15 protein-coding genes are annotated in these 22,822 nt (G+C 69.3%); 6 read left to right on the forward strand and 9 right to left on the reverse strand.

Annotated features, from left to right (window positions below; all coding sequences use genetic code 11):
- Window positions 1–81: 81 nt before the first annotated feature.
- From ACZ6JE_RS07045 to ACZ6JE_RS07055, 3 genes are all read left to right on the forward strand, one after another.
- Window positions 82–522, forward strand: a complete 441-nt coding sequence (locus ACZ6JE_RS07045) for an OsmC family peroxiredoxin (protein ID WP_192061108.1) — start codon at window positions 82–84, stop codon at window positions 520–522.
- 442 nt (window positions 523–964) lie between these two features.
- Window positions 965–2,470, forward strand: coding sequence for a cryptochrome/photolyase family protein (locus ACZ6JE_RS07050; RefSeq protein WP_464318551.1), 1,506 nt, complete (start codon window positions 965–967; stop codon window positions 2,468–2,470).
- Between the two features lie 114 nt (window positions 2,471–2,584).
- Entirely contained in the window at window positions 2,585–3,211 is a 627-nt protein-coding gene (locus ACZ6JE_RS07055; RefSeq protein WP_464318552.1) for a hypothetical protein, read from the forward strand.
- A gap of 212 nt (window positions 3,212–3,423) precedes the next feature.
- On the opposite strand, the gene ACZ6JE_RS07060 is transcribed toward ACZ6JE_RS07055, so the two are convergent.
- Both ACZ6JE_RS07060 and ACZ6JE_RS07065 read right to left on the reverse strand, forming a co-directional pair.
- Window positions 3,424–4,614 (reverse strand): SGNH/GDSL hydrolase family protein, encoded by a 1,191-nt coding sequence (locus ACZ6JE_RS07060; RefSeq protein WP_464318553.1) that lies wholly within the window; start codon window positions 4,612–4,614, stop codon window positions 3,424–3,426.
- Between the two features lie 101 nt (window positions 4,615–4,715).
- The gene (locus ACZ6JE_RS07065; protein WP_464318554.1) at window positions 4,716–6,431 is read right to left on the reverse strand and encodes an ABC-F family ATP-binding cassette domain-containing protein; all 1,716 of its coding nucleotides are present in this window, start codon (window positions 6,429–6,431) and stop codon (window positions 4,716–4,718) included.
- Between the two features lie 221 nt (window positions 6,432–6,652).
- Between ACZ6JE_RS07065 and ACZ6JE_RS07070 the strand changes: the two genes are divergently transcribed.
- Complete coding sequence (locus ACZ6JE_RS07070; RefSeq protein WP_464318555.1) at window positions 6,653–7,099, forward strand: hypothetical protein; 447 nt, start codon at window positions 6,653–6,655, stop codon at window positions 7,097–7,099.
- Window positions 7,100–7,117: 18 nt separating this feature from the next.
- Here the strand turns inward: ACZ6JE_RS07070 and ACZ6JE_RS07075 are convergent, their stop codons facing one another.
- The 7 genes from ACZ6JE_RS07075 to ACZ6JE_RS07105 all read right to left on the reverse strand — a co-directional run bounded on the left by ACZ6JE_RS07075 (window position 7,118) and on the right by ACZ6JE_RS07105 (window position 17,968).
- Window positions 7,118–7,918, reverse strand: coding sequence for a hypothetical protein (locus ACZ6JE_RS07075; RefSeq protein WP_464318556.1), 801 nt, complete (start codon window positions 7,916–7,918; stop codon window positions 7,118–7,120).
- Between the two features lie 179 nt (window positions 7,919–8,097).
- On the reverse strand, window positions 8,098–8,826 hold the full coding sequence (locus tag ACZ6JE_RS07080) for a hypothetical protein (protein WP_192061115.1): 729 nt from the start codon (window positions 8,824–8,826) through the stop codon (window positions 8,098–8,100).
- A gap of 700 nt (window positions 8,827–9,526) precedes the next feature.
- Complete coding sequence (locus tag ACZ6JE_RS07085) at window positions 9,527–9,919, reverse strand: hypothetical protein (protein ID WP_320477491.1); 393 nt, start codon at window positions 9,917–9,919, stop codon at window positions 9,527–9,529.
- Window positions 9,920–10,044: 125 nt separating this feature from the next.
- Window positions 10,045–10,437 carry a hypothetical protein gene (locus tag ACZ6JE_RS07090; RefSeq protein WP_320477492.1) on the reverse strand — a complete coding sequence of 131 codons (393 nt, stop codon included), beginning with the start codon at window positions 10,435–10,437 and terminating at the stop codon, window positions 10,045–10,047.
- A gap of 1,130 nt (window positions 10,438–11,567) precedes the next feature.
- Window positions 11,568–11,963 (reverse strand): hypothetical protein, encoded by a 396-nt coding sequence (locus ACZ6JE_RS07095; RefSeq protein WP_320477493.1) that lies wholly within the window; start codon window positions 11,961–11,963, stop codon window positions 11,568–11,570.
- A gap of 15 nt (window positions 11,964–11,978) precedes the next feature.
- Window positions 11,979–17,510 (reverse strand): DUF6531 domain-containing protein, encoded by a 5,532-nt coding sequence (locus tag ACZ6JE_RS07100; protein ID WP_464318557.1) that lies wholly within the window; start codon window positions 17,508–17,510, stop codon window positions 11,979–11,981.
- Between the two features lie 176 nt (window positions 17,511–17,686).
- Window positions 17,687–17,968: a pyrophosphorylase gene (locus tag ACZ6JE_RS07105; protein WP_192061299.1), complete on the reverse strand. Its 282-nt coding sequence runs from the start codon at window positions 17,966–17,968 to the stop codon at window positions 17,687–17,689.
- A gap of 448 nt (window positions 17,969–18,416) precedes the next feature.
- On the opposite strand from ACZ6JE_RS07105, the gene ACZ6JE_RS07110 reads away from it, so the two are divergent.
- Window positions 18,417–21,278, forward strand: a complete 2,862-nt coding sequence (locus ACZ6JE_RS07110; RefSeq protein WP_464318558.1) for a PT domain-containing protein — start codon at window positions 18,417–18,419, stop codon at window positions 21,276–21,278.
- A complete protein-coding gene (locus tag ACZ6JE_RS07115; RefSeq protein WP_464318559.1) occupies window positions 21,275–22,774 on the forward strand; it encodes a hypothetical protein in 1,500 nt (499 codons plus the stop codon). The genes ACZ6JE_RS07110 and ACZ6JE_RS07115 overlap by 4 nt, the downstream gene beginning before the upstream one ends.
- Window positions 22,775–22,822 lie beyond the last annotated feature (48 nt).

Raw genomic sequence — 22,822 nt, forward strand, 5'->3', positions numbered from 1 at the left:
CCCCAGACCAGCCCCCCCAGACCAGCAACAGTCCCCCTCAACACCTCCGAACACCCACCCGAACACCTACGAAGGAGCATCATGCCCACTCGCACCGCACGCACCGCCTGGAACGGAAGCCTCGAGACCGGCGAGGGCCAGGTCGAGATGACCAGCTCGAAGGTCGGCACCTACGGCGTCTCGTTCCCGAAGCGCTCCGCTGAGGACGCCAACGGCTCGACCAGCCCCGAAGAGCTGCTCGCCGCCGCGCACTCGGCCTGCTACGCCATGCAGTTCAGCGCCGTGCTCGGCCAGGCCGGCGGCACCGTCGAGGCCCTCGACGTCAAGGCCGACGTGTCGCTCGGCGCCGACCCGGCCGGCGGGTTCCAGCTGACCGGCATCCACCTCACCGTCGTCGGCGAGGTCTCGGGCATCGACGAGGCCGCGTTCCTCACGGCGGCCGACGAGGCCAAGGCGACCTGCCCGGTCTCCAAGGCTCTGACCGGTGTCGAGATCACGCTCGACGCGACCTTCGAGAGCTGAGCCGCACCTCCTGCGGAGACGACAGAACCCCCGCGTGAGCATCGAACCCCGTCATCCGGGGGTTCGTCGCTCACGCGGGGGTTCTCGTCTGCGGTGCGCCGGTCGCGGGACCGAGGAGGCACGGGTCGCGTGGCCGAGGAGGCGCGGCTCGCGGACCCGAGGAGGCGCGGGTCGCGTGCCCGAGGAGGCGCGGCTCAGCGACGCGGGTAGTTGCCGCCGGTCGAGCCGCCGCCACCGCGCTTCTTCATGATCTTGCGCACGACGAAGGTGATGATCAGGGGTGCGAAGCGGCGAAGCAGGGATGCCATGGTGATCTCCAGAGGTCAGGGGCGGTCGACGGTACCCGACCCGCGCCTCCTCGGCCTGGGTGGCGCCGGGCGGCAGCCGAACGCGGCCACGGCGCGCGCGCGCCCCGGCCCCCGCGGGTACCGTTCGACCCCTCATGGACCGCACCCGCTGGATCTTCCTCGACCAACTCGGCCCGCACTTCGACGACGGCGGGCCGATGCTGCTCGTCGAGTCGAGGTCGTCGTGGCGAGGGCGCACGCTGCACCGCGCGAAGCTGCAGCTGCTGCTGTCGGCCATCAGGCATCGGGCGCGCGATCTCGGCGACCGGGTCGACTTCAGACAGGTCGAGCACTACTCGGAGGCCGTCGACGGGCGTGACGATCTGCAGGTGATCGACCCCACCTCGTACCGAGCGCGACGCCTGGTGCGACGGGTCGGTGCCGAGATCCTGCCGAGCCGGGGATTCGTCACGAGCGAGAGCGACTTCGCGGCATGGGCGGATTCGCGTGCCGGGAAGCGCCTGCTGATGGAGGACTTCTACCGCGTCGTCCGCCAGCGCACCGGTGTGCTGATGGAGGGGCAGGAGCCCGCCGGCGGTCGCTGGAACCACGACCACGACAACCGCGAGAAGCCCCCGAAGGGCGCCGCCTCGCTCGGACTGCCCGCACCCCTCTGGCCTGAGGAGGACGACATCGACGAGGAGGTGCGGCACGACATCGCCCGCTGGGAGCGCGACGGAGTGGTCACCCTGGTCGGCGACGCCGGACCCCGCCGGTTCGCCGCGACCGCCGCCGAGGCCGAGGCCGCGCTCGCCGACTTCGTCGAGGTGCGCCTCCCCGACTTCGGCCCCTTCGAGGACGCCACGCTCAGCGGCGACTGGACCATGGCGCACTCGCTGATCAGCGCCCCGATGAACCTCGGACTGATCGACCCGCGCGACGTGATCGACACCGTGGCCGCCGCGTACGCCGCGGGCGACGCGCCGATCCGCAGCGTCGAGGGGTTCGTGCGGCAGATCATGGGGTGGCGCGACTACATGTGGCACCTCTACTGGCGACTCGGCGAGGACTACGCGACGTCGAACAACAAGCTGGAGGCGCACGAGCCGCTGCCGCAGGTGTTCGCGACGCTCGGGCGCGACCTGTCGAACGGTTCGCCGACCGACGCGGCGGGCGAGGCGGTCGTCGAGGCGAACTGCCTGGCCGAGACGCTCGACGGGCTGCACCGGCACGGGTGGAGTCACCACATCCAGCGCCTGATGATCCTCGGCAACTGGGCGTTGCAGCGCGGTGTCGAGCCGTCAGCGCTGAGCCAGTGGTTCATCGACATGTACGTCGACGGGACGCCGTGGGTGATGCCCGCCAACGTGGTCGGCATGTCGCAGCACGCCGACGGGGGGATCGTCGCGACGAAGCCGTACGCGTCCGGAGGCGCCTACATCAACCGCATGACCGACCATTGCGGCGGGTGCCGGTTCGACCCGAAGAAGCGGCTCGGGCCCGACGCGTGCCCGGTGACGGCGGGGTACTGGGCGTTCCTCGACCGGACGGGGCCGGTGCTGATGGGCAACCCGCGGATGCGGCAGGCGCTGTCGGGCCTGGCCGGGTTGGCGGACCGCGAGGCCGTCGTGCAGCAGGAGCGCGAGCGCACGCGCTGGTAGGAGGTGCGGGGCGGGGGAGCCGAGGAGGCGCGGGTCGGGCACCGACAGGTCGTCGCCGTTAGGGTGGCAGGGTCCGTCGCGCAGCGAGTCGGCGGCCGACGTAGGGGGACCACCATGCGCACCATCAAGACCACGAAGACCGCGATGACGGTCGTCACCTCAGGCGCCGTCGCGCTCACGCTGCTCCTCGCCGGGTGCACCGGGTCGAGCGACTCGAACGCCGACTCGAGCGACCCCAGCAGCTCGGCGAGCGAGAGCGCTGCCACTCAGGAGGACCGCGACCTGACCGGAGAGCTCGCCGTCACGACCTGCGCCGACGCGGGCGAGGCGCTCGGCTCGATCGTCGAGGGCCTCGACCTGCAGGACGAGAGCACGGAGTCCGACGGCCAGCTGCAGTGCTCGTGGGCCAACAGCGCCGCCAGCGCCGAGGGCGAGATCGACCCGAGCGCCCAGGCGATCGTCGCCGTCGCGCGCACGCAGGAGCTCGACGAAGCCACCATCACCTCGCAGAGCGACCAGATCGCCGGTCAGGAGGGCGTCACCGAGGTCGAGGATGCGCGCATCGGCGACCTCGGCGGTCGTGCCTTCGAGCTCGAGGCCGCTCAGGAGGGCGTCACGCTCGCCGGGGCGACCGTCATCACGCCGCACGGACTGTTCGCCCTGTCGGCGACCGGCGCCGGCGACGAGGCCCCGCTCTCGCCGACCGAGGCGCTCGACTCCACGCTGCTGCTGCTCAAGTAGCTGCCGGCGCCCGAGGCGCCGCGCCCATGAACCGCGTTCGCGAAGATGAACCACGATATATCGAGGTTCATCTTCGCGAACGCGGTTCTTCGCGTGGTGGCGCGGCTGCTCGCCGGCCGCCTTGCGCACCGGCTGCCCGGCGCACCGGCTGCCCGGCGCGGTGGCGCGGCTGCTCCCCGGCCCCGGCACCGGCCCGGCTCCGCCCCGGCGCCTCAGCGCCCGAGCAGCTCGATCATGTACTGCGCGATGACCTGCGCCCCGGCGTCGTTCGGGTGGATGCCGTCGTCGGACAGCAGCGAGGTGATGTCGCCGTCGCCCGCGGCGTCCGCCGGCAGGGCGTCGCCGAGTGACACGCGCACCGACCCGGTCTGCTCGGCGACGGACTCGACGGCGGCCGCGTAGTCGCCGCTCGATCCGCTCTGGTCGAAGAGGCTGGCGAGGTCCGAGCTGAACTCGTCGACGATGACGACGGTCGGCGGACCGTCGAGGCCCTTCAGGCCGCGGACGAGAGCGAGATAGCCCTCCTCCAGGTCGTCGGGGCTCGTGTTCACGGCGTCGTTGGCGCCGAGGGTGATGGTGACGAGGTCGGGCTGCACCGCCGCCACCTTCGACAGGAACCCGTCGAGATCCGCCGCGAAGGTCGCGACGGTCGCTCCCGAGTGCGCGGAGTCGAACAGCGACACCCCGCGGTCGCGGTCGCCGTCGAACGCGGTGATCCCCTCGAAGACGAAGCCGTCGGCGGCGTCGGGATCGACCCCGATGGTCACCGTGTGCACCGAGCTCTCGAGTCCGTCCACGCTCGTGACACCGGCGCCGGAGACCGCACCCGCGCTCGAGTCCGCACCCGCGCCTCCTTCGGCATCGCTCGCTCCTGCCGCGCTCGTGTCGACCGGCTCGCCCTCGACCCCGTCGACCGCGTAGCGGAACACCCCGCCGCCCGGCGACCACCACAGGTCGAGGTCGGTGCCGCGCACCTGGTACGTGATGCTCGAGCCGGGTTCGAGGTCGACGCTGCGGTACCCGAGGCTCGGCGTCGTGAAGTCGGGGGTGACGGCCGTCTGGTCGGACTGCCAGGCGCCCCAGGTCGAGTCGGGCGGGTACACCGCGAAGACCCCCGGCCGGTAGCCGACCCCGCCGGCGACGCCGTCGACCGGGTGCTGCCGCTGCAGGGCGTCGCGCGTGAGGTCGATCCACCGGTTCTCGATCGCGGAGGCGCCCTGCCCCTCGGTCAGCGAATCGCCGAGCGCCAGCCAGCGGGCCGACTCGGTGTCGGTCTCGGCGAGGGCGGAGTCCCAGGCGGCCCACGGATCCGCCGTGGGCGTGGGCGCCGGCGTCGGGTCTCCGCTGCAGCCGGCGACGAGGGCCGCCGTGGCGGCGACGGCGACGGCGGCGAGGGCTCGCACGCCCCGTCGGCGCACCGGTCGTGACGCCGGTCGCGCAGCCGCCCCCGAGGCAGCCCCCGACACCGGGCGAGTCGACGACGTCGGAGCCGAGGAGGCGCGGCTCACTGCTCCGTCACCGTCCCGTTCTCGACGCGCCACTGCCGGTCGAGTCGCACGCTCTCGAGCATGCGGCGGTCGTGGGTGACGAGCAGGAGGGTGCCGTCGTACGACTCGAGCGCCTGCTCGAGCTGTTCGATGGCGACGAGGTCGAGGTGGTTGGTGGGTTCGTCGAGCACGAGCACGTTGACCCCGCGGGCCTGCAGGAGGGCCAGACCGGCACGGGTGCGCTCGCCGGGCGACAGCTCGTCGACGGGGCGGTTGACGTGATCGGCCTTGAGACCGAACTTGGCGAGCAGGGTGCGGACCTCCGCCTGCGGCCAGTCGGGCACGAGCCCCTCGAACGCCTCGGCGAGGGGGACGGTGCCCGCGAGCAGTGCCCGCGCCTGGTCGATCTCGCCGACGGCGATGCTGGCTCCGCGACTCGCGCCTCCTTCGCTCGGCTCCTGTCGCCCGAGCAGACCGCGCAGCAGGGTCGACTTGCCGGCGCCGTTGGGCCCGGTGATGCCGATGCGGTCGCCGCCGTTGACCTGCACCGAGACCGGTCCGAGCACGAACTCGCCCGTCGCGGGGTCGCCCTGGCGGAACACCGCGCCGCTGAGGGTCGAGACGACGGCGCTCGAGCGCGGCGCCTCGCCGATGGTGAACTCGAGCTGCCACTCCTTGCGGGGTTCGTCGACCTCCTCGAGGCGGGCGATGCGGCTCTCCATCTGGCGGACCTTCTGGCCCTGCTTCTCGCTCGACTCGGCCGCGGCCTTGCGACGGATCTTGTCGTTGTCGGGCGACTTCTTCATCGCGTTGCGCACGCCCTGACTCGACCACTCGCGCTGCACACGGGCGCGCCCCACCAGGTCGGCCTTCTTGTCGGCGAACTCGTCGTAGGCCTCGCGCGCGTGACGGCGGGCGGTCTCGCGCTCGTCGAGGTACGAGTCGTAGCCGCCGCCGAAGACCCGGTTCGACGCCTGGGCGAGGTCGAGTTCGAGCACCTTCGTGACGCAGCGGGCGAGGAACTCCCGGTCGTGGCTGACGAGCACGACCCCGCCGCGCTGGCCCTGCACGAAGCGCTCGAGTCGTTCGAGGCCGTCGAGGTCGAGGTCGTTCGTGGGCTCGTCGAGCAGGGCGATGTCGAAGCGGCTGAGCAGCAGGGCGGCGAGCCCGACGCGGGCGGCCTGGCCTCCGCTGAGGGCGGTCATCAGGGTGTCGGGGCCGACGGTGGCCGTGCCGGGGTCGGCGGACGACGTCGCGCTCGCGGTCTCGAGGCCGAGGTCGGCGAGCACGCCCGGGAGGCGGTCGTCGAGGTCGGCGGCACCGCTCGCGAGCCAGCGCTCGAGCGCCGTCGAGTACACGTCGGCGGGGTCGAGGCCGTCGGGGCGGGGTGCCGGGTCGGGGTCGCCGAGGGCTGCCGCGGCGGCGTCCATCTCGGCGGTGGCCTGGGTGCTGCCGGTGCGGCGCCCGATGTACTGGGCGACGGTCTCGCCGGGGAGGCGCTCGTGCTCCTGCGGCAGCCAGCCCACGAAGGCGTCGCCCGGGTTGAGGGTGATGGTGCCGCCCTGCGGCTCGTCGACCCCGGCGAGGAGGCGCAGCAGGGTCGACTTGCCGGCCCCGTTCACGCCCACCACGCCCACGACGTCGCCCGGTGCGACCGTGAGGTCGAGGTCGTCGAACAGGGTGCGGTGGCCGTGGCCGCCGGCCAGGCCCTTGGCCACGAGTGAAGCGCTCATCGGCCCATTCTCGCGTACCGGAGGGCGCTGCCGGGGTGGTTGTGGAGAGGAGGCGCGGCCGGCCCGTCGAAGTGACGCTACCGGCGAAGTCCCGGACGCCCGGGCACCCGTTCGCGTCACCTGGACGCAGGAGGCGCGGGGAAGCGGGCCGCGCCTCCTCGGCTTGGTAGCGTCGGGGCACGCGAGGGCCGGGTGGCGGCGCCTCGAGTCAGGGGGATGACGTGTTCGGACTGTTCCGCAAGCGTGACGACGACGAGCGCGCGGCGCCCGTCGAGCCGTGGCCCCGGATTCCGGTGGCACCGTGGTCGGGTGGCGGGGCGACGGCCGAAGCGGCGGCGGTCGAGGTCCCGTCAAAGCGTCGGCCGAGCGTGCCGGGCATCGTGTTCACGGTGCCCGAGGGGCGCGCCGGGGTGAGGCTCGACGAGGTGCATCGCTTCATGGACGACGAGACGGCCATCCTCGAGACGACCCACGGGCCGTCGTTCTATGCGGTGTGGACGCAGGCATGGCCGAAGAAGTCCGGCACGGCGGTGGGGGACATGCTGGAGGGTGAGGCTCCGGGCGGCCTGGCGTTCCTGTCCGCCGACGTCGATGCGCCGCCCACCGTGGTGCTGCGCGACGCCGAACTGGCGTCGTTCAGGGCGTGGGTGGCGGCGCTCCCTTCGTGACCGGCGGGTGCATCGCTCTCAGCGGCGGGTGCTCAGGGCCCAGGGGGCCGAGGGCGCCGGTTCGCCGGTGCGGCTGAAGTGGACCGCGGCCTCGGTGGTGCGATCGAGCAGCACGGCGGTGGACGGGTTGGCCGGGATCGGCTGACCAGGCCCGCGGGCGACGATCGGGTCGATGATCTCGTACCAGGGGCCGGTTCTGACGTCCATGGCGTGGAGCACCGCGATGGGGACATCGCCCGGTCGGAGGATGTCGAGACCCCCGGTGCCACGGCGCAGCTCGATGCTGGTGGGGATGTTGCCCTTCGGCCCCTTGATGACCGTGCGGAGGCGCTTCTCGGAGGGGTCGAGCACCTCGAACTGCTCGCGTCCCATGCGCCACAGCAGCACGGTGCGACCGGGCACGCTCGCGGGGTCGGTGGGCAGGATGATGGCCTCGCGCGCCTCCTGCCGGGCCCTCAAGGCCGTGCCGATGGTCTGGCCGAAGAAGGCGGCGCCGGCGAAGGCGAGGATGATCCAGATGTTCGGGGCGCCGGAGGTGATCATGGGCACGCTCGCGACACTCACCAGGGTGATCGGCACCGCGATCGCCCGACTGCGGTCACGGAGGCGTCCGAGGAGGAGCGAGGCGACCAGCACCACGAGGCTGAGCGTGATCGCCAGGCCGGTGTTCGCTCCGCCGAGGAGTGCTGCGGCCAGACCGAGCACGTACGCGAGCGGGGCCAGGATCCTGCGCGTCGACGACGGCATCGCGACCGGCTTGGTGGAGGTCAGCCGACGAGGCTTCGTCTCGGTGGATGCGGCGGTGCGGTCTGTGCTCATGGAGTCCCCCTGGTGCCGGCGATCGGCGTGCTCGCTGGACATCCTGGCACGAACCGGTCTGTCGGGGTGCTGCCGCTCGGGGATCCGAACGGTCAGGTCGCCTGTCCTGTCGACCAGGGAGACGGGTACGATTCTCGGGAGTGCCCATCCGGTCCGAAGCGCTCGCGGATCGTGCTGTGCTACTCGCCGAGGTGCGGTTTGATCAAAAGGACATCGGCGCTCGTCCACCAGGTCAGTGTTGAGCTCATGGATCCAGATGCCAGAAAATGGCGGGCTGCTTCCTCGGCCTCGCTGACGAGAACCGTGTGGCGTTGCTCGACGGAGTTGACGATGCTGCCCATCATGACCGTCACGTGGTCTCGGGACGCTGTGGACGTCATCGCCATGCTCCAGGCGTCGTCGTCCAGGGTGTCTGGGGAATGGAATACCGCTAAGGCCCCATCGGCCCGCCCGCAGATGTCGAGCCTGGAGCCCTTGTGCTTGAGAACGACGTGGGACCGAGTCATCCCGTCCAATGCGCGGACTTTGCTGACGGCCTGTTCGGTCGTGGGCGCATCTTCGGCGAATGTCTTACGTCCGACCGACCATTGGAGTTCTGAACTGGTGGCTTCTCGCTCTCTGACCTGCTCGCTTCTCGGTGCGCGAATAGTCGACCCGATGAACCATCCAGCGATCATGGAGAAGAACCAAGGGCCTAAGACGATCTCATCATCTGGCAGTGTGGTGTTCAGAAGGGGTGGCCCGGCAATCGAAAGAACGGCAGCGGAGAGCGTTCCCCACAAAGATGACGAGTACGCCAACAGGCCGGCGGTCAAGATCCCCAAGCCCAGTGTCATGAAAGCCGAACTCGCATCAGCTTGCAGAACCAGCAGCAATACGATTGCGACCACGATGTTCACAACCGCCAAGACCGCATTGTAACGTCGCTGGATTCGAGGCATAGGCTTGTAGCCAGAGATCGCTGGCTTACTTCTTGCCAAAAGCTGAATCCGTCACTGTATGAAAGTCTCTCTCGGGCTGGCGATTGACCATAGCATCATCTGGCAGTACCGCAATGGAATCCACTCTCGATGTCGTGTGTGTGAGAAAAAGGGCGAACTGCGTCGTCATCCTAGTGAGCTGCCAGCCTCGAGGAAGTCTCTCATCACAACGAACTGACTCACAATCATAAATGACAGCATGGGAATCCCAAGCGCAAAAAGAATCTTTCGCTCATTCGGCGGCAAGGGGTCATAGGCAGCTCGACGCGAACGAAGCCACAAGAGGGCCAGGACCGTAGGCATCCCGAATAGAACAAAGACGGGTATCTCATACTCTTTTGAATGGCGAGTATACCGAGTAGTCGTGTCAAGTGGTACTTGCGTGAACGTATAAATGGCAATAACGATATCCAGTAGAATGCAGAAAAGAACAAGATTGCGTGTCACTCGTATGAGTCTGTGACCCTTTGGATCTCGAGGCAGCCATTCGCTTTTGTCTGTTGGGTTCCGATCGCCATCGTCTCGTGCGCTCGCCATCTGCTGCCTTCCCGGATTTCGGACTCAAGGGCTGAGCTTCAGTCTGCTGCTGGTTGTCGCGACGCCAGTCCGGCTGCTTAGCCCTGTGGCCTTACAGCACTCCGCCTGCGATGAGGAAGTCACGAGCCATGAAGAGCTGCCCCACAACGAAGAAGAGCCAGAATGGCACGAAGATCACGAGGAGAAATCTTCGTTCTTCTCTTGGTAGCGACTCGCTTGCCGCCCGACGAGACCGCCACCATAGGCTTATCAGCACAAGTGGGGCGATGAGTAGAACCAAGAGAGGCATCTGCCACTCTCTCGAAGCCCTCGTGTAGGAGACCGTGGTGCCGGTGGGAACCTGGGTGACTACGAAAACTGCCACGACGATGTCGAGAAGGACGCCCGCAATCAGCACCCGTCGTAGCCAGACGATCGTCCTCCCGCCCAGAGGTCTCGCGGCATGCTCCGACTCGACGTCACCGGCGGCAGGCGCGTTGCTCATGGAATGACCTCATATGTCTCGTCTGCTGACCCACACGTCGCCCCGCCAATCTAGCTATTGCCTCGCGGTGACGGTCCACGCTACGGGGCATCGTTAATCGGGTGATGCGAGAAGCTCTTCCCAGCTCAGGCCGGAAGAACCCCGCCTGCGATGAGGTAATCCCGCGCCATAAAAAGTTGCCCGATCGTGAAGAATCCCAGGAACGGTACGGAGATCGCGATCAGAAGGACGCGCTCCTTGTCAGGGAGTGGTTGCGTCTCAGCCGACCGCGTCTGCCACCACAAGGCTGAGAGCAGCACTGGTGCCGCAAGCAGGCCGAAGAGCGGGACCTGCGACTCTGATGAGATGCGGGTGTACGAGATCGTTGTGCTCAGAGGGACTTGAGTGACGACTGCGATGGCAATGAGGATGTCGAGAAGCGCACCGATGAGGGTGAGGAGGCGCAGTCTTCGTGCTGTCTTGCCCCCCAGCGGTACCGGGCGCACATTGTCCTCGCTGCTATCCATGTTGTTTGACACGTGAGGTTCTCCTGAGTCTAGTGATCGCAGTTTGAACCGGGACTTGCCCCGAGGCTAAACAGCTAAAGCCCCAATGGTTCTATAAATTCCCAGGCCTTTTGATGTTCCGACGTAAGGGGCTACAGGTCCGCTGTTGTCGGTGCGATGCTGACGATTCCATCAGGAATCGGCGCGATATCTTCCAGCATTTGCGTCCGGTCTAGCAGAAGAAGATTCATTGCTTTGTCTAGCAGGCTGTCAACGTCGCGCATGCGTGGCGGCAAGGCCGCCAACTGTTCAGAAGACGATCCACCGACTAGGAGGACCGACGCCTACGGGACATCGCTAGATATCTCACGTGTGAGCCGAAAATAGTTCCAGCAAAAGTTCCGAAAATCCACGTTATTTGACCGGTGGCCCAGGGGCCAGGGAGTCTAGTCATGAGGCCCAAGATGGTGAGTAGGCCCAGGAGCATGACGGGATAAGCCCATTTTATTCCAAGTAGTGAAAAAGTAGACGAGCCGAAGATGACTCCTGCCAGTAATGCCCCAATGATAGTGGGTAATACAGAGAAGGTCCTAGAGCCTCCGACCATGAAGACCAGCATGATTCCAACCAGGCACATCACGCCCGCAAACACCAGACGCTCTCGTGATTGGCGTTGGCCAAGATCATTCCTCATTCCTCATTCCTCATTCCTCATTCCTACTAGTCGCTGACTACCAGGATCGATGCCGATTGGACATGACTAGATATCTCAGGTGCGAACCGAAAACAGTGCCAACCAGGGTTCCGATAAACCAAGTTATTTGACCGGTTGCCCAGGGTTCAGAGAGCCAGTTCAAAAGACCCAAGATACCGAGCGGGCCAAGTAGCATGACGAGATAAGCCAATTTCATTTTCAGCACTGGAAAAGATGAACGAGCTGAAGACGGCTCCTGCTAAGAGTGTCCTAATGAAAATGGGTAATGCAGAAGAAGTCCTAGAGCCTCCGACCATGAAGACCAGCACGATTCCAGCTAGGCACATCAAAAAGGCAAAAGCCAGTCGGCCTCGCGATTGTCTTTGACCAAGTTCATTACTCATTTTTCAAGGCTCAGGATTTCGATAGGTCGGAGACCCAGGTCGATTACGACCTCGGATACTGACGTCTATCGGGGATCAGAGGGCGAATTATCGCCTCGACCGGCTCTCTTCGCGACGGTGGCTCGCGACCAGGGCCATGCGTACCCGCCTGCGATACCCCCGGCTATGAAGCCGAAGATCCAGGCGTACTGGACGGATCCGACGATGTCTTGGTTCGCGACGATGACGATCATGACCACCGGGACGAGTGCGAGAAGACCGAGACCGATCGCTCTGTTGCGGGGCGGGAAGCCGAAGAGGAGCAGGCCGTACGCGAGTCCGGCGACCAACGTGATGACGGTTGCGAGCACGCCTGCGCCCCCGATCGCTGTGCTGACCCACAACCCGAGCACAAGGCCCACGACGGCCAACATGGCCGCCACCGCGTTGATCGGTCGCTTCGACTGTCTCGATGCCGCCATCGTCATCACCGTTCTCTAGTCGACGGTCAAGCCGACACTGTCGCGGAACACATCCACCCCGCCTCCCACGACCGTACCGCCGACGGCGGATCCGAAAAGGCCAGCCGTGTTGTGCGCCCCGAGATTGAGCGCTCCAGTCAACGACCGCGGACTGAAGTAGGGCATCTGCGCAAGCGTGTTGACCCCATGTTGGCCGGGAATCACGCGGTCGAGTGGCAGGGCTGAGAGCCCAGACCCGACAACTCCATTCACAGCGACCTCGAGCGGGTTCACGTCCTCACCCGCCACGATGCTCTGCACCGCTGTACCCGCAGACGACCCCACGCCGTTGAGAACGACCGTGCTCGCCGTCGCCACACCACTGGTTGCCGTGTGTCCCAGATTGCGAGCGATCGTGCCACCTGCCGGTCCTGCCAGTCCGCCGACCGACCCAGACACGCCCCCACCGACGATCGCACCCGCGAAGTCCCAACCGTTCTCGATTCGCCCGCCATGGCTGGCCAGATAGGTGGCGCCACCGCCGACCGCGCCGACTCCGCCGTTGGCCGCGACGTTGACTGCCACGGCTCGTCCGGCCTGAGCCGCAGGAGCCGATGCCATTGCTGCCTTGCCGAACGCACCCGCCGCGCCTCCAGCGCCCCCGAGCACACCTCCTATGGCTGCGTCCGTGGCGACCTTGCCCCAGTCGACTTCTCCTGTCTGAGCCTTCTGCGAGACAACTGAGACACCACCGCCGATGAAAGCACCGGATGCCGCGCCGATCAAGGCCATGCCGACAGGACCACCGACGCCCGTGAACATGAGGCCCACGCCAACGGCGATCGCAGCGCCAGCTGCGACGTACTCCCAGTTCTCACCCCACCAATCGCCCGCATCTGCCAGAGCACCCTGGTTCGCCTTCGCGTAGGCGTCGAGGTCCGCGTCCGTCGCGGGGCGCAGCCCGAGCGGGTCGAGGGCGTGCATCGGGTCGTTGCCCGCATACGAGTAGGGGTTCCCGGCCCAGCCTGCGCCCAGCACAGGCGCCAGCGGATCGGTCGACAGGAATCCTCGGGTCGACGGGTCGTAGACCCGCGCCCCGAGCCAGTCGAGACCCGCGACCGCGAGGCCACCCGATGCGGACAACTCCACGCCGGCGGGCAGCTCGAGACCGGGGATCCCCGAGGAGGTGCGAAGCGCCTCCCACGGGTCGGTGACGTCCGTCGCGCGGGCGCCGCGCCAGGTCGGCTCGAGCTGTTCACCACCGACTGTCGTCGCGCCACCGGGAATCGTCACGACTGGTGCGCCACCGATCGACACGAGTGACGGCACAGCACTGGCGGTGTCCCACCAGGTGTCGACACCGTCGATCGTGGCGAGCTCGCCCAGCACATCGACCCAGAGACTCGTCTGCGAGACGATGCCGCCGTCGCTGTCGCGTGCGGTGATCGCCGTGGGCCAGCCGAGGTCGCTCCAGGCGTACTCGGTGAACGAGCCGTCGGTGTCGATCCGGCGGATCCGACGGCCCAGGCCGTCGTGCACGTACTCGACGGAGGCGACCACGACGGTGTCGAGAGCGTCCGTCGATGAACCGACCCGCGCCTCCTCGGAGACGAGTTGACCCGCTGCGTCGTACCGGAAGCTGCGCACCCGGCCATCGACCAGCTCATGCGTCAGCCGGCCGGCGGCGTCGTAGGACCACGTCGAGGTGCGGCCCTCGCGCTCGAGACCGACCAGCTGGCAGGCGGCGTCGTAGGTGTAGTCGACCCGACCGTCGACGGTGTCGAGAGCGACGATGCGCGCCTCGGCGTCGCGGATGATCCGAGTCGTCGACGAGCCCTCGGAAGTCGTGCTCGTGTGCCGGGAGAGATGGCCCTCCGCGTAGTCCCAGGTCTGCAGGTCGCCACCGGTCGTGGCCTCGACGACCCGACCAGCGGCGTCGTACGAGACGTGCGCGCTGTCCTGTCCGCCGTGGACGACGGAGACCACGCGACCCGCGGCGTCGCGACGATAGTCGAGACGACTGCCGTCGGGATCGATGCGTGCGGTGCGTCGGCCGTCGGCGTCGTACTCCCACGAGATCGCCTCGCCGCCGCGGGCACGGCGGACGAGGAGCCCCCGTCGGTCGAACGTGAGCTCGTGCTCGAGGTCGACCCCGTCGGAGCGAGTGTGATCGGTCACCACGATCGACCGCGAGAACGCGTCGCGGGTGAACGACGACCGCACGCGCCCGTCGACACTCATGCCCGAGGGGTTCCCCGAAGCGTCGTGGGTCCACGTGGTGGTCGTGCCCGTGGGGTCCTGCTGCGAGACCTGGCGGCCCGCAGCGTCGTACGCAGCGGTCGTCGTCCGGCCCAGCGGGTCCGTGACGGCGATGATGCGATCGGCGGCGTCGTACTCGCGCCGCGTCTCGTTGCCGAGCGGATCGGTGATGGAGACGACGCGCCCGCGGACGTCGTACTCGAAGCGGGTCACGCCGCCGAGACCGTTCTCGGCCTCGACCAGCTGGCCGGCCGCGTCGTAGCGGAAGCGACGGCGACCGAAGCGGGTGTCCTGGGTGCCGATGAGGCGCCCGGCTGCGTCGTAATCGAACCGCGCCTGTCCGTGACCCGGGGTCGACCTGCTGACCACACGGCCCACGGCGTCGTACCGTACGCGCTCGACGTCGCCGGTCGGCAGCGTGCGCGCGACGACCCGCGAGTCGGCGTCGTAGGTCAGGGTGGTGCGTGCGCCGAGGGGGTCGACGCTCGCCGAAGCGCGGCCGCACGAGTCGTACTCGTAGGTCGTCCGGGCTCCCGAGGGGGTGACGACCGCAGTGACGCGCCCGCCGGCATCGCGCTCGAGACGTGTGAGACCGCCCTCGCCGTCGACCAGCTCGACCGGACGGCCGCAGCGGTCGTACGTCGTCAGCTCGGATGAGCCGTCGGCGGCCTCGGTCGCCACCGGGCGGCCGAACTCGTCGAAACGCAGGGTCGTGGTGCCGAACGCGTCGCGCAGGGTGCCGGTGCCGTCTGCGCGGTCGACCCGCGCCTCCTGCCGGACTCCCGTCGGGTCGACGGTCGCGGTGAGCGCACCGGTGACGTCGTACTCGCGGGTCCAGTCGTGGCCGGTGGGGTCGGTGATCGTCCGCAGGCGCGAGAGACCGTCGTGCGCGAACGCCCACGACGAGCCGTCCGGCAGCTCCAGAGCCGAGACGTCGCCCTGGTCGTCGAAGCGACGCGAGACGACACGGCCGAGCGGATCGGTCGTGGTCTCGAGGTCTCCGTGCGGGCCGTAGCCGAATTCGGTGCGCGCGCCCAGGGGGTCGATGATCGCGCTCACCCGGGCACCCGCCCCGTGCTCGAAGCGCCAGATCGCCCCGTCGGCATCGCGACGCGAGACCAGCAGCCCCGCGGCGTCGTACGTGTAGGTCGTGCGGGCTCCCGACGGGCTGACCGCCGCCACCGGACGACCGGCGTGGTCGCGCTCGATGCGCGCCACGTCGCCGACGGCGTTCTCCGTGGCGATCAGGTAGCCGTACTCGTCGTAGTGGCAGCGGACGACGACACCTGTCGGGTCGACGACGCTCTCGAGCAGCCCGTCGCGCCAGCGCATGAGTGTGCGGCCGCCCTCGGGGTCGACCAGTGCCGACGGGTTGCGCTCGGCGTCGTCGGCGTACTCGTACTCGACGACGGCGCCCGACTCGGTCACGACGGTGGTGACCCGGTCGAGGGCGTCGTAGCCGTAGGTGAGATCGGCGCCCGACGGCGTGACGGTGCGGACCTTGCGCCCGCGCTCGTCGTAGCCGTTGACGGTGACCGATCGGTCGCGCTCGGTGACCGAGACGAGGTTGCCGTTCGGGTCGTAGCTCATCGACTGGCGCTGGTCGTCGGAGTCGACCACCCCGACGAGTCGGCCCTTCCTGTCGGCCATGTAGCTGTTCGACCGGGTGCCGTCGACGTCCGAGACGACCGTCACCCGACCCGGCAGATACGCGAAGCGGACTGTGCGGCCGTGCGGCGACACCTGCAGTGTCACGCGCCCCTGCTCGTCGTACGTGTTCAGGGCCTCGACCACGCCGGAGGCGCTGGTCACCGTCGAGATCAGACCCGCGTCGTTCCAGTCGTACCGTCGCGTGCCCACCTCGTTCGCAGCGCCGGTCAGGCGCCCGGCTGCGTCGTAGGCGTACTCGACCCGGCGGCCGTCGGAGGCGGTGAGGGTCGCGACGCGACCGTCGACGTAGTCGATGTCGATCGTTCGACCACGCGCGTGGGTCAGGCGCGACGGGAGTCCGTCGGGGGCGCGGGTGACGCGGACGACGGTGCCCGCGCCTCCTCCGCTCGCCAGCCAGACGCCGGCGGGGGAGAAGGCCCACCAGCCGCCGGTGTTGTCGCGGACCACGAGGAGCGTCTCGGCGCCCGTGTCGCCGAGGCCGGGCAGGGTCGAGGCGACCTCGGCTGCGAGCCAGAAGTTCTCGCCGACGGCGCGATCCCACGAGCTGCCGAGACGGGGGAACGTGACCACACGGCCGTCGTCCATCGTGAACGCGGCGCCCTCGTCGTCGAGGGTGAGGCCGATCTCGAGCACGGAGCCCCAGCCCGGGCCGAAGGGGCCGACGTGGTCGTCGAGCGAGTTGTAGGTGCGCGAGACCCGCAACGAGGAGGCGGCACCCGCGAAGGCGAGGTCGACCTCCGTCTCGAGGAAGTTGCCTGTGGTCGTGTTGACCGGGTCCATCGTGAAGCCGGTCGTGGGCGGCGACCCCCAGCCCTGGGCGGGCGGGACGACGAGGTCGTCGCGCTGACCCTGGACCCCGGCGGACTGCAGTGCGGCGGCGAGAGCAGAGTCCGCGACGGTCGAGACGACGCCCGAACCGCCGGCCGCCTCGAACGCGCCGGCGACCGTATTCGCCCACGCGACATCGGTGTCGTTGGCGGTCAGCCAGGTCGAGAAGCTCGAGACCACGCCGTCGGCGTGGATGACGCCCCACTGGCAGTCGGACGCGAAGTCGGCGAGCTTGCCGGAGAGCGTCGAGGGGCGGCCCGCGAGCTCGGCGTCGAGGGCTGCGCTGCCGGTGGCGAACGAGCGGAGGTCGTCGGGCTTCGCCGACGAGGTGCCGCCGCTGCCGCCGCCCGAACCGGGCGCGGGAGTCTCGCGGGTACCGACGTTGGCGTCCTGGGGCTCGAGCTGGGGCGCCGGCTCGGGCTGCTCACGAGGCATCTCCTCGCCGCCGAAGATGTCGTCCAAGCCCTCCTTGAGCCAGCCGCGGTCGTCCTGGCGCTGCTGCCACTCCCGTGCCTTGCGGCGGCGGTCGTTCTCCTGCTTCGCCGCCTCCTTCAGCTCGCCGGCGAAGTCCGCTATCGCCCGGAAGCTCGTGGCGAGGGTGCTGGCACCTGTCGCAGCAGTCGCCGCGTTCGTGGTGAAGAGCTCGGAGAAGAGACCACGGAACTCCTGCGACGCGGTCGTGACGAGGGACGAGCGAGAACCGCTCTGCCCCTCGATGTCGTCCGCAGCGTTGTTGAACGCGGTGACGAGTGCGTCGGCCGTTCCGTTGTCGAACGGTACGGGCTCATTGCCGCCTTTGGGATCCCCCATGAATTGTCCTCCCCCTCAGGAGTGATGCTGCGATGTCGCGGATAGCTGGTGCTGACGCCTGCCGGGCGTCTGGCGTCGTCGTGCCGAATCTCACGTCGTCGCGTGGTTAATGCCCGGCGCGACGCGAACGCCCCCGTCCCCCCGGAGATCGGGGTGACGGGGGCAGTCGTCCTGTGTTACGCGCCGCCGCCGGCGGAGAAGATGTTGGCGGAGATGTTGTCGAGCTGGGTGCGGAGCTGCTCGAGCTCGGTCTTGGCCTTGTCGAGGGCGGCCTTGGTCTCGGGCCAGGTGGAGCCGCGGAAGGTCGCCGCGAGGGGTCCGTCCCAGACGTTGGGGTCGGACAGGATGCGGCCCTGGGCGTCGAGCTGCGAGATCTGGTCGGTGAAACCGCCGTTGACGATCGACTGGACCTGGCGGATGGCCGTCTTGGCCTGCTCGGTGGAAAGTACGCGTGACATGGTGATGTCCCCTTCATCTGGAAATAGCCCCCGTGCAAGACGCCCCCGGGGCTTGAACATGACGAGACTAGCTCGTCACGGCCAGGATGCACCCCTTCTGCACCGATCTGTCGGTCCCCGTTCGGGGGGTGGCGGCCTGGGGAGGGATCAACGGCGTCGCAGCCTTCGCCGGCGCAGCCGCTCGGCGCGGGGTTCGCCCCGTCGAGCCGAGTTCGGCGTCGATGTTCGCCTGTGGAAAGGCCGCCGATCCTCGTCCCTGCACCGATCCGTCTGTCGCCGGGGCGCTCACGACCCTGATGGGGGACATCACAGCCGTCCGACATACCCCTATCATGCAAAGGAGGGACAGCACTTTCTAGGGGGAACGGTCTGCATGGCCAGGGGAACGAAGACACACAGCACGACTCTGCGACGGCACCGAGGGGGGCGCGCACTGGGCGTCGTCGCCATGGCGGGCGTCGTCGCACTGCTGGCCACGGCCTGCACGTCCGAGCCGACGGTCGTCGAGAACCCGTCGAAGGTCCTGCAGACCGTCGACACGGCACTCGCCACCGACGGGTCGATCACGGCCGTCTCGAGCACGGCCATCTCCGTCGACGACGCGACCCGTACCTCCTCGACGACCACCGCCGAGCACGTGCCCGCCGACGTCGCGGGCGACCTGCCGCTGCGCATCAGCACGCAGTACCGCACGACCGACGGCACGGGCACCGACCTGGCCGACCTCGACGGCTACGACGGCCGTGTCGAGATCGAGTTGACGGTCGAGAACCTCACCGTCGCCCCGCAAGACCTCAGCTACGACGTCGCCGGCGCGTCCCGCACCGACGCCGCCCTCGTGGGCGCGCCGATCAGCCTCGCCGCATCGACCGTGCTGACCGGCGTCTCGCCGAGCCAGGTCATCTCCGACTCGACGGGCAGCGGCACGGGTGCCGGCACCGACGGCATCGTCAGCACCACTGAAGACGGCGACGCCGTCGTGCAGTGGGCCGCCTTGCTCGCCCCTCCGCGCTCCGGCGCCAGCACCACCCTGCACCTGGTCGCCGACGTGACCGACTTCGCGGCACCCACGATCGACCTCGCAGCGCAGCCAGGCATCTCGACCGACCTCACCGTCGACGGCGTGCTCGGGTCGGCCTTCGACTCGTCGACGACCTCCGAGCTGGCCCTGCAGCAGCGCACCATCGAGCTGGTCGGCGACGTCAACACCGTGCTGAGCCGCGCCGGCGAGACGATCACCGAGGTGCGCACCAACCTCGAGAGCACCTCCGAGACGCTCGGCGTCCGCACCGCCGAACAGCTGAAAGAGAGCAGCTCGTCGCTCGCCAGCACGATGGACGGCCTGAGCGGCCAGCTCGGCTCGCTCGAGACCGACCTCTCGGCCACCGTCACCGGCACCCAGTCGACCGTGCTGAGCCAGCTGCAGCAGACCGTCTCGAGCGTCGACTCGCTGCTCGGCGACACGTCGGCCACGGCACCCGCCGTCACGATCGACGGCGAGGGCTGCGCCGCGGTCGTCGCCGAACCGGGTCAGACCGCCAGCGTCTACGGCAGCCTGCTGCAGGTGTCCGCCCAGCTCGACGGGTACGCCCAGTCGACCGCCGGCTGCCGCGACCAGGTCGCCGCCGAGCTGCAGCGCACCGTCGGCCCGTCGAACCCCGACGCCGCGAGCTGCGCCACCGAGTCGTCGCTCACCTGCTCGCTGTTCGCCTCGTCGGTCACCGTCACGGTCGCCCTGATCGGTCTCGTGACCGACGGCGTCGCGCTCGCCGAGTCGCTCGACGCGAAGCCTGCAGTTCTCGCCATCGAGAGCAACGACGCGCTGACAGCCGATCTCGCCGCGCTCGACGCCCAGCTCGACGCCCTCGCGGCCGACGCGTCGGAGGACGACGTGGCCGAGGCCCTCGACGACCTCCGCGACGCAGCCGACGCCGTCTCGGTCGGCGTGCCGACCCTGCGCGACCAGGTCGACGCCCTGCACGACGCCGCAGAAGACGCACGGGCCGAGATCGGCGACCTGCCCGACGCCGCCGACGGCGGAATCGACCTGCCGTTCTCCGGCGACACGATGCAGGAGCAGAACGCCGAGCTCGCCGCCCGTCTCTGCGACGAGATCGGCGAGGGTATGTCCCGGGGCGAGGTCGAGCAGCTGCGGGCGTACCTGACCGATGTGGCCTGCGAGGTCCCCGAGGGAGGCGACGACGACGGGTCCGAGCCGACACCCGAGCCCACCGGCCTGCCGACCGGTCAGCCCACGACCGCACCGACCGGTGAACCGACGGTGGCTCCCACCGCTGCGCCCGGCGACGACGAGAGCGAAGGAGGCGCGGCTCCCCGCATCATCGACCTCCCCATCGGTCTCGAGCCGATGAGTCAGCGTCTCGACGCGCAGGCCACCGCCTGGGACGCCGTCCTCGCGGCCTCCGACGTCGACGACGATCGTGCCCCCGGCGGGATCGGCGACACCATCGCCACCCTCGACGAGACGACCTCCGCCGTGGATGACGCCATCGATCGACTCGCGCGCACCATCGAGGCGGGCGACGGCGGGCTCGACTCGTCGATCGAGGCGCTGCAGATCAGCGTTACCAGGGCCCAGGGGCAGAACGCCGCCGTGGCGGAGAATCTCAACACGCTCAAAATCCAGCAGGACGCCCTGGCAGACGAGGTCGAGAAGGCCTTCGCCGAGGCTTCGATCGACGCGTCGAACGAGATCCAGGGCTTGATCGGCGAGCAGGTCCGCGATGTCTCGGCGCAGGGTGTGGCCACACGTCAGACCGTGATCGACGCCTTCGACCGTTCGATCGTCGGCCTCTCGTCGACGTCCGACGTGGTCGTCGGCGATGCGAAGGAGACCATCGAGGGTCAGCGCGTCGACCTCGACGAGCAGACCTCCGGGCTCGCTGCCGCCATCGACGAACAGACCGCGTCGTCGCTCGAGCGCATCGCCGCGAGCACACAGAACTCGACGCGCGACGTCGAAGGCGCCTCGACGCTCCTCGCCGGCGACCTCGCGAAGGTCATGCTCGACCTCGGCGACCGTCAGGTGGAGGGCTCGGGGATCCTCGGAGCGATGGCCACGAGCGCGGCCAAGGCCGACACCGCCGACTTCCAGCTCGCCCTCGCGACGCAGAACGCGTCCGGCTACGCCAACGTCCGAGCGGAGGACATCGCCGGCATCATGCTCCGTCAGGCGCAGTTCACCGCGTCGCTCGAAGCAGCCACCGCCCTGCCGGCGTTCCACCTCGACGTGCCCTCCGGTGCGACGTCGACCACCCTCTACGCCTTCACGATCGGCGGCGCACGATGAGCGAGCGCGGAGCACGCCACAGCGAGACGCCCGGCGCCACGTCCGACGGGGCCGGCAGCTCGCCGAGCGCGAAGTCGACCGACTCGGTCGAGTCGGCCGCATCGACTATGGACACCGAGACCCGCCCGCGTCGCCGCGGTCGCACGATCGCCATCGTGGCGGGTGCCCTCGTCGTCGCCGCGGCCATCGTCGTGACCGTCGTCGTCGTGCAGCCCGACGACGAACCCGTCGGCGCCCCCGTGGCCGCGACCCTCCCCGTCGCCCTGACCGCGACCGATCTGCCCGAAGGCACCACGGTCGGCGTCATCGTCACCCTCGGCCCCGGCGCCGAGGGCGCCGACTGGAACGGGGCCGCCCAGGGCGCCCTCGTCGCCGAACGGCGCCTCGAGCTCGGCGGGGCCGACATCGCCCTCGCGACCGAGAACGACGGCGGCACCGAGGCCGGCGCGGCAGAGGCCGTGGCCGCCCTCGTCGACCAGGGCGTCGCCGGCATCGTCATCGCCTCGTCCGGACCGCACATCATCGGCGCGGTGACCGCCGCCGCCGACGCAGGCATCCCCGTCGTCCTGCCCTACGCCCCCGTACCCGACGGCGCCTCGGGCGACGTCTGGTCGACGGCTCCCGACGCCGCGCAGACCGGTGCCGCCCTCACCGAGGCGCTCGGCGGCGCGACCAACACGCTGCTCGTCGACGCCGGAGGCGGAGCCCCCGTCGGCGTCGAGATCGGCCGCACCGAGACGGCGACGTCGTCAGCCGGCGACGAAGCCCTCGCCCGCGAGGTCGCCCGCCTCACCGGGTCGACTCCGCCGGCCACGAGCACCACTGCGACCGGCGACGACGTCTCGGCCACCGCCTCCCAGGAGACCGAGCCGGTCGCCGATCCCTCCGACGCCGTCCTCGTCAGCGGCTCGGCGACCCGCCAGGCCGCCGTCGTCGCGCGGCTGCAGGCCGCCGACCTCGCCGTCCCGGTCGTGCTCACCCCCGACGCCACGAGCCCCGCGTTCTCCGCAGCGCTGAAGGAGGACGGCGCCAGCCTCTCCGGTTCGCTCGTCACGGTCGGCGCCGAGAGCGGCGACGCGACCGCCCTCCGCGGCGACGGCGCCGGTCGATCGGTGTCGGCGTTCCTCGGCGGAGTCCGCGTGCTCGCACAGGACCCCGACGCCGTGAACCTGACCGGCGATCAGCCGTTCTCGGTCGTCGCCGGTGCGGCCGACGCCCGCAGCCACGACGCCGTGGTCGCCCTCGTGCGTGCCGTCGAATCGGCCGGCTCGATCGAGCCCGGCGCCGTCGGCGACGCACTCGGAGCCCTCGGTCTCGGCGCCGGCGACGGCATGGCCGGCCCCGCCGTCGACTTCTCGTCGGCGCAGGCCCTCGACGCCGACGTCGCCGTGCTGAACTCGTCGTCGCAGGACCTCGGTCTGCGCCCCGCCGTCGACGACGGGTCGACGGGGCTCATCTGGTTCGCCGGCCCCGTCACCGCTCCCGCCGCCGGCTGACGAGAAGAACAGCACCCCCAGCGAGCCCGCCCCACCCCACCTCCGACC

This window comes from Frigoribacterium sp. AC759 (assembly GCF_979256015.1).

Coding starts and splice junctions, on each gene's coding strand:
- ACZ6JE_RS07045 (WP_192061108.1), top strand. CDS start 82: ATGCCCACTCGCACCGCACGCACCGCCTGGAACGGAAGCCTCGAGACC.
- ACZ6JE_RS07050 (WP_464318551.1), top strand. CDS start 965: ATGGACCGCACCCGCTGGATCTTCCTCGACCAACTCGGCCCGCACTTC.
- ACZ6JE_RS07055 (WP_464318552.1), top strand. CDS start 2,585: ATGCGCACCATCAAGACCACGAAGACCGCGATGACGGTCGTCACCTCA.
- ACZ6JE_RS07065 (WP_464318554.1), bottom strand. CDS start 6,431: ATGAGCGCTTCACTCGTGGCCAAGGGCCTGGCCGGCGGCCACGGCCAC.
- ACZ6JE_RS07075 (WP_464318556.1), bottom strand. CDS start 7,918: ATGAGCACAGACCGCACCGCCGCATCCACCGAGACGAAGCCTCGTCGG.
- ACZ6JE_RS07085 (WP_320477491.1), bottom strand. CDS start 9,919: ATGAGCAACGCGCCTGCCGCCGGTGACGTCGAGTCGGAGCATGCCGCG.
- ACZ6JE_RS07095 (WP_320477493.1), bottom strand. CDS start 11,963: ATGGCGGCATCGAGACAGTCGAAGCGACCGATCAACGCGGTGGCGGCC.
- ACZ6JE_RS07100 (WP_464318557.1), bottom strand. CDS start 17,510: ATGGGGGATCCCAAAGGCGGCAATGAGCCCGTACCGTTCGACAACGGA.
- ACZ6JE_RS07105 (WP_192061299.1), bottom strand. CDS start 17,968: ATGTCACGCGTACTTTCCACCGAGCAGGCCAAGACGGCCATCCGCCAG.
- ACZ6JE_RS07110 (WP_464318558.1), top strand. CDS start 18,417: ATGGCGGGCGTCGTCGCACTGCTGGCCACGGCCTGCACGTCCGAGCCG.
- ACZ6JE_RS07115 (WP_464318559.1), top strand. CDS start 21,275: ATGAGCGAGCGCGGAGCACGCCACAGCGAGACGCCCGGCGCCACGTCC.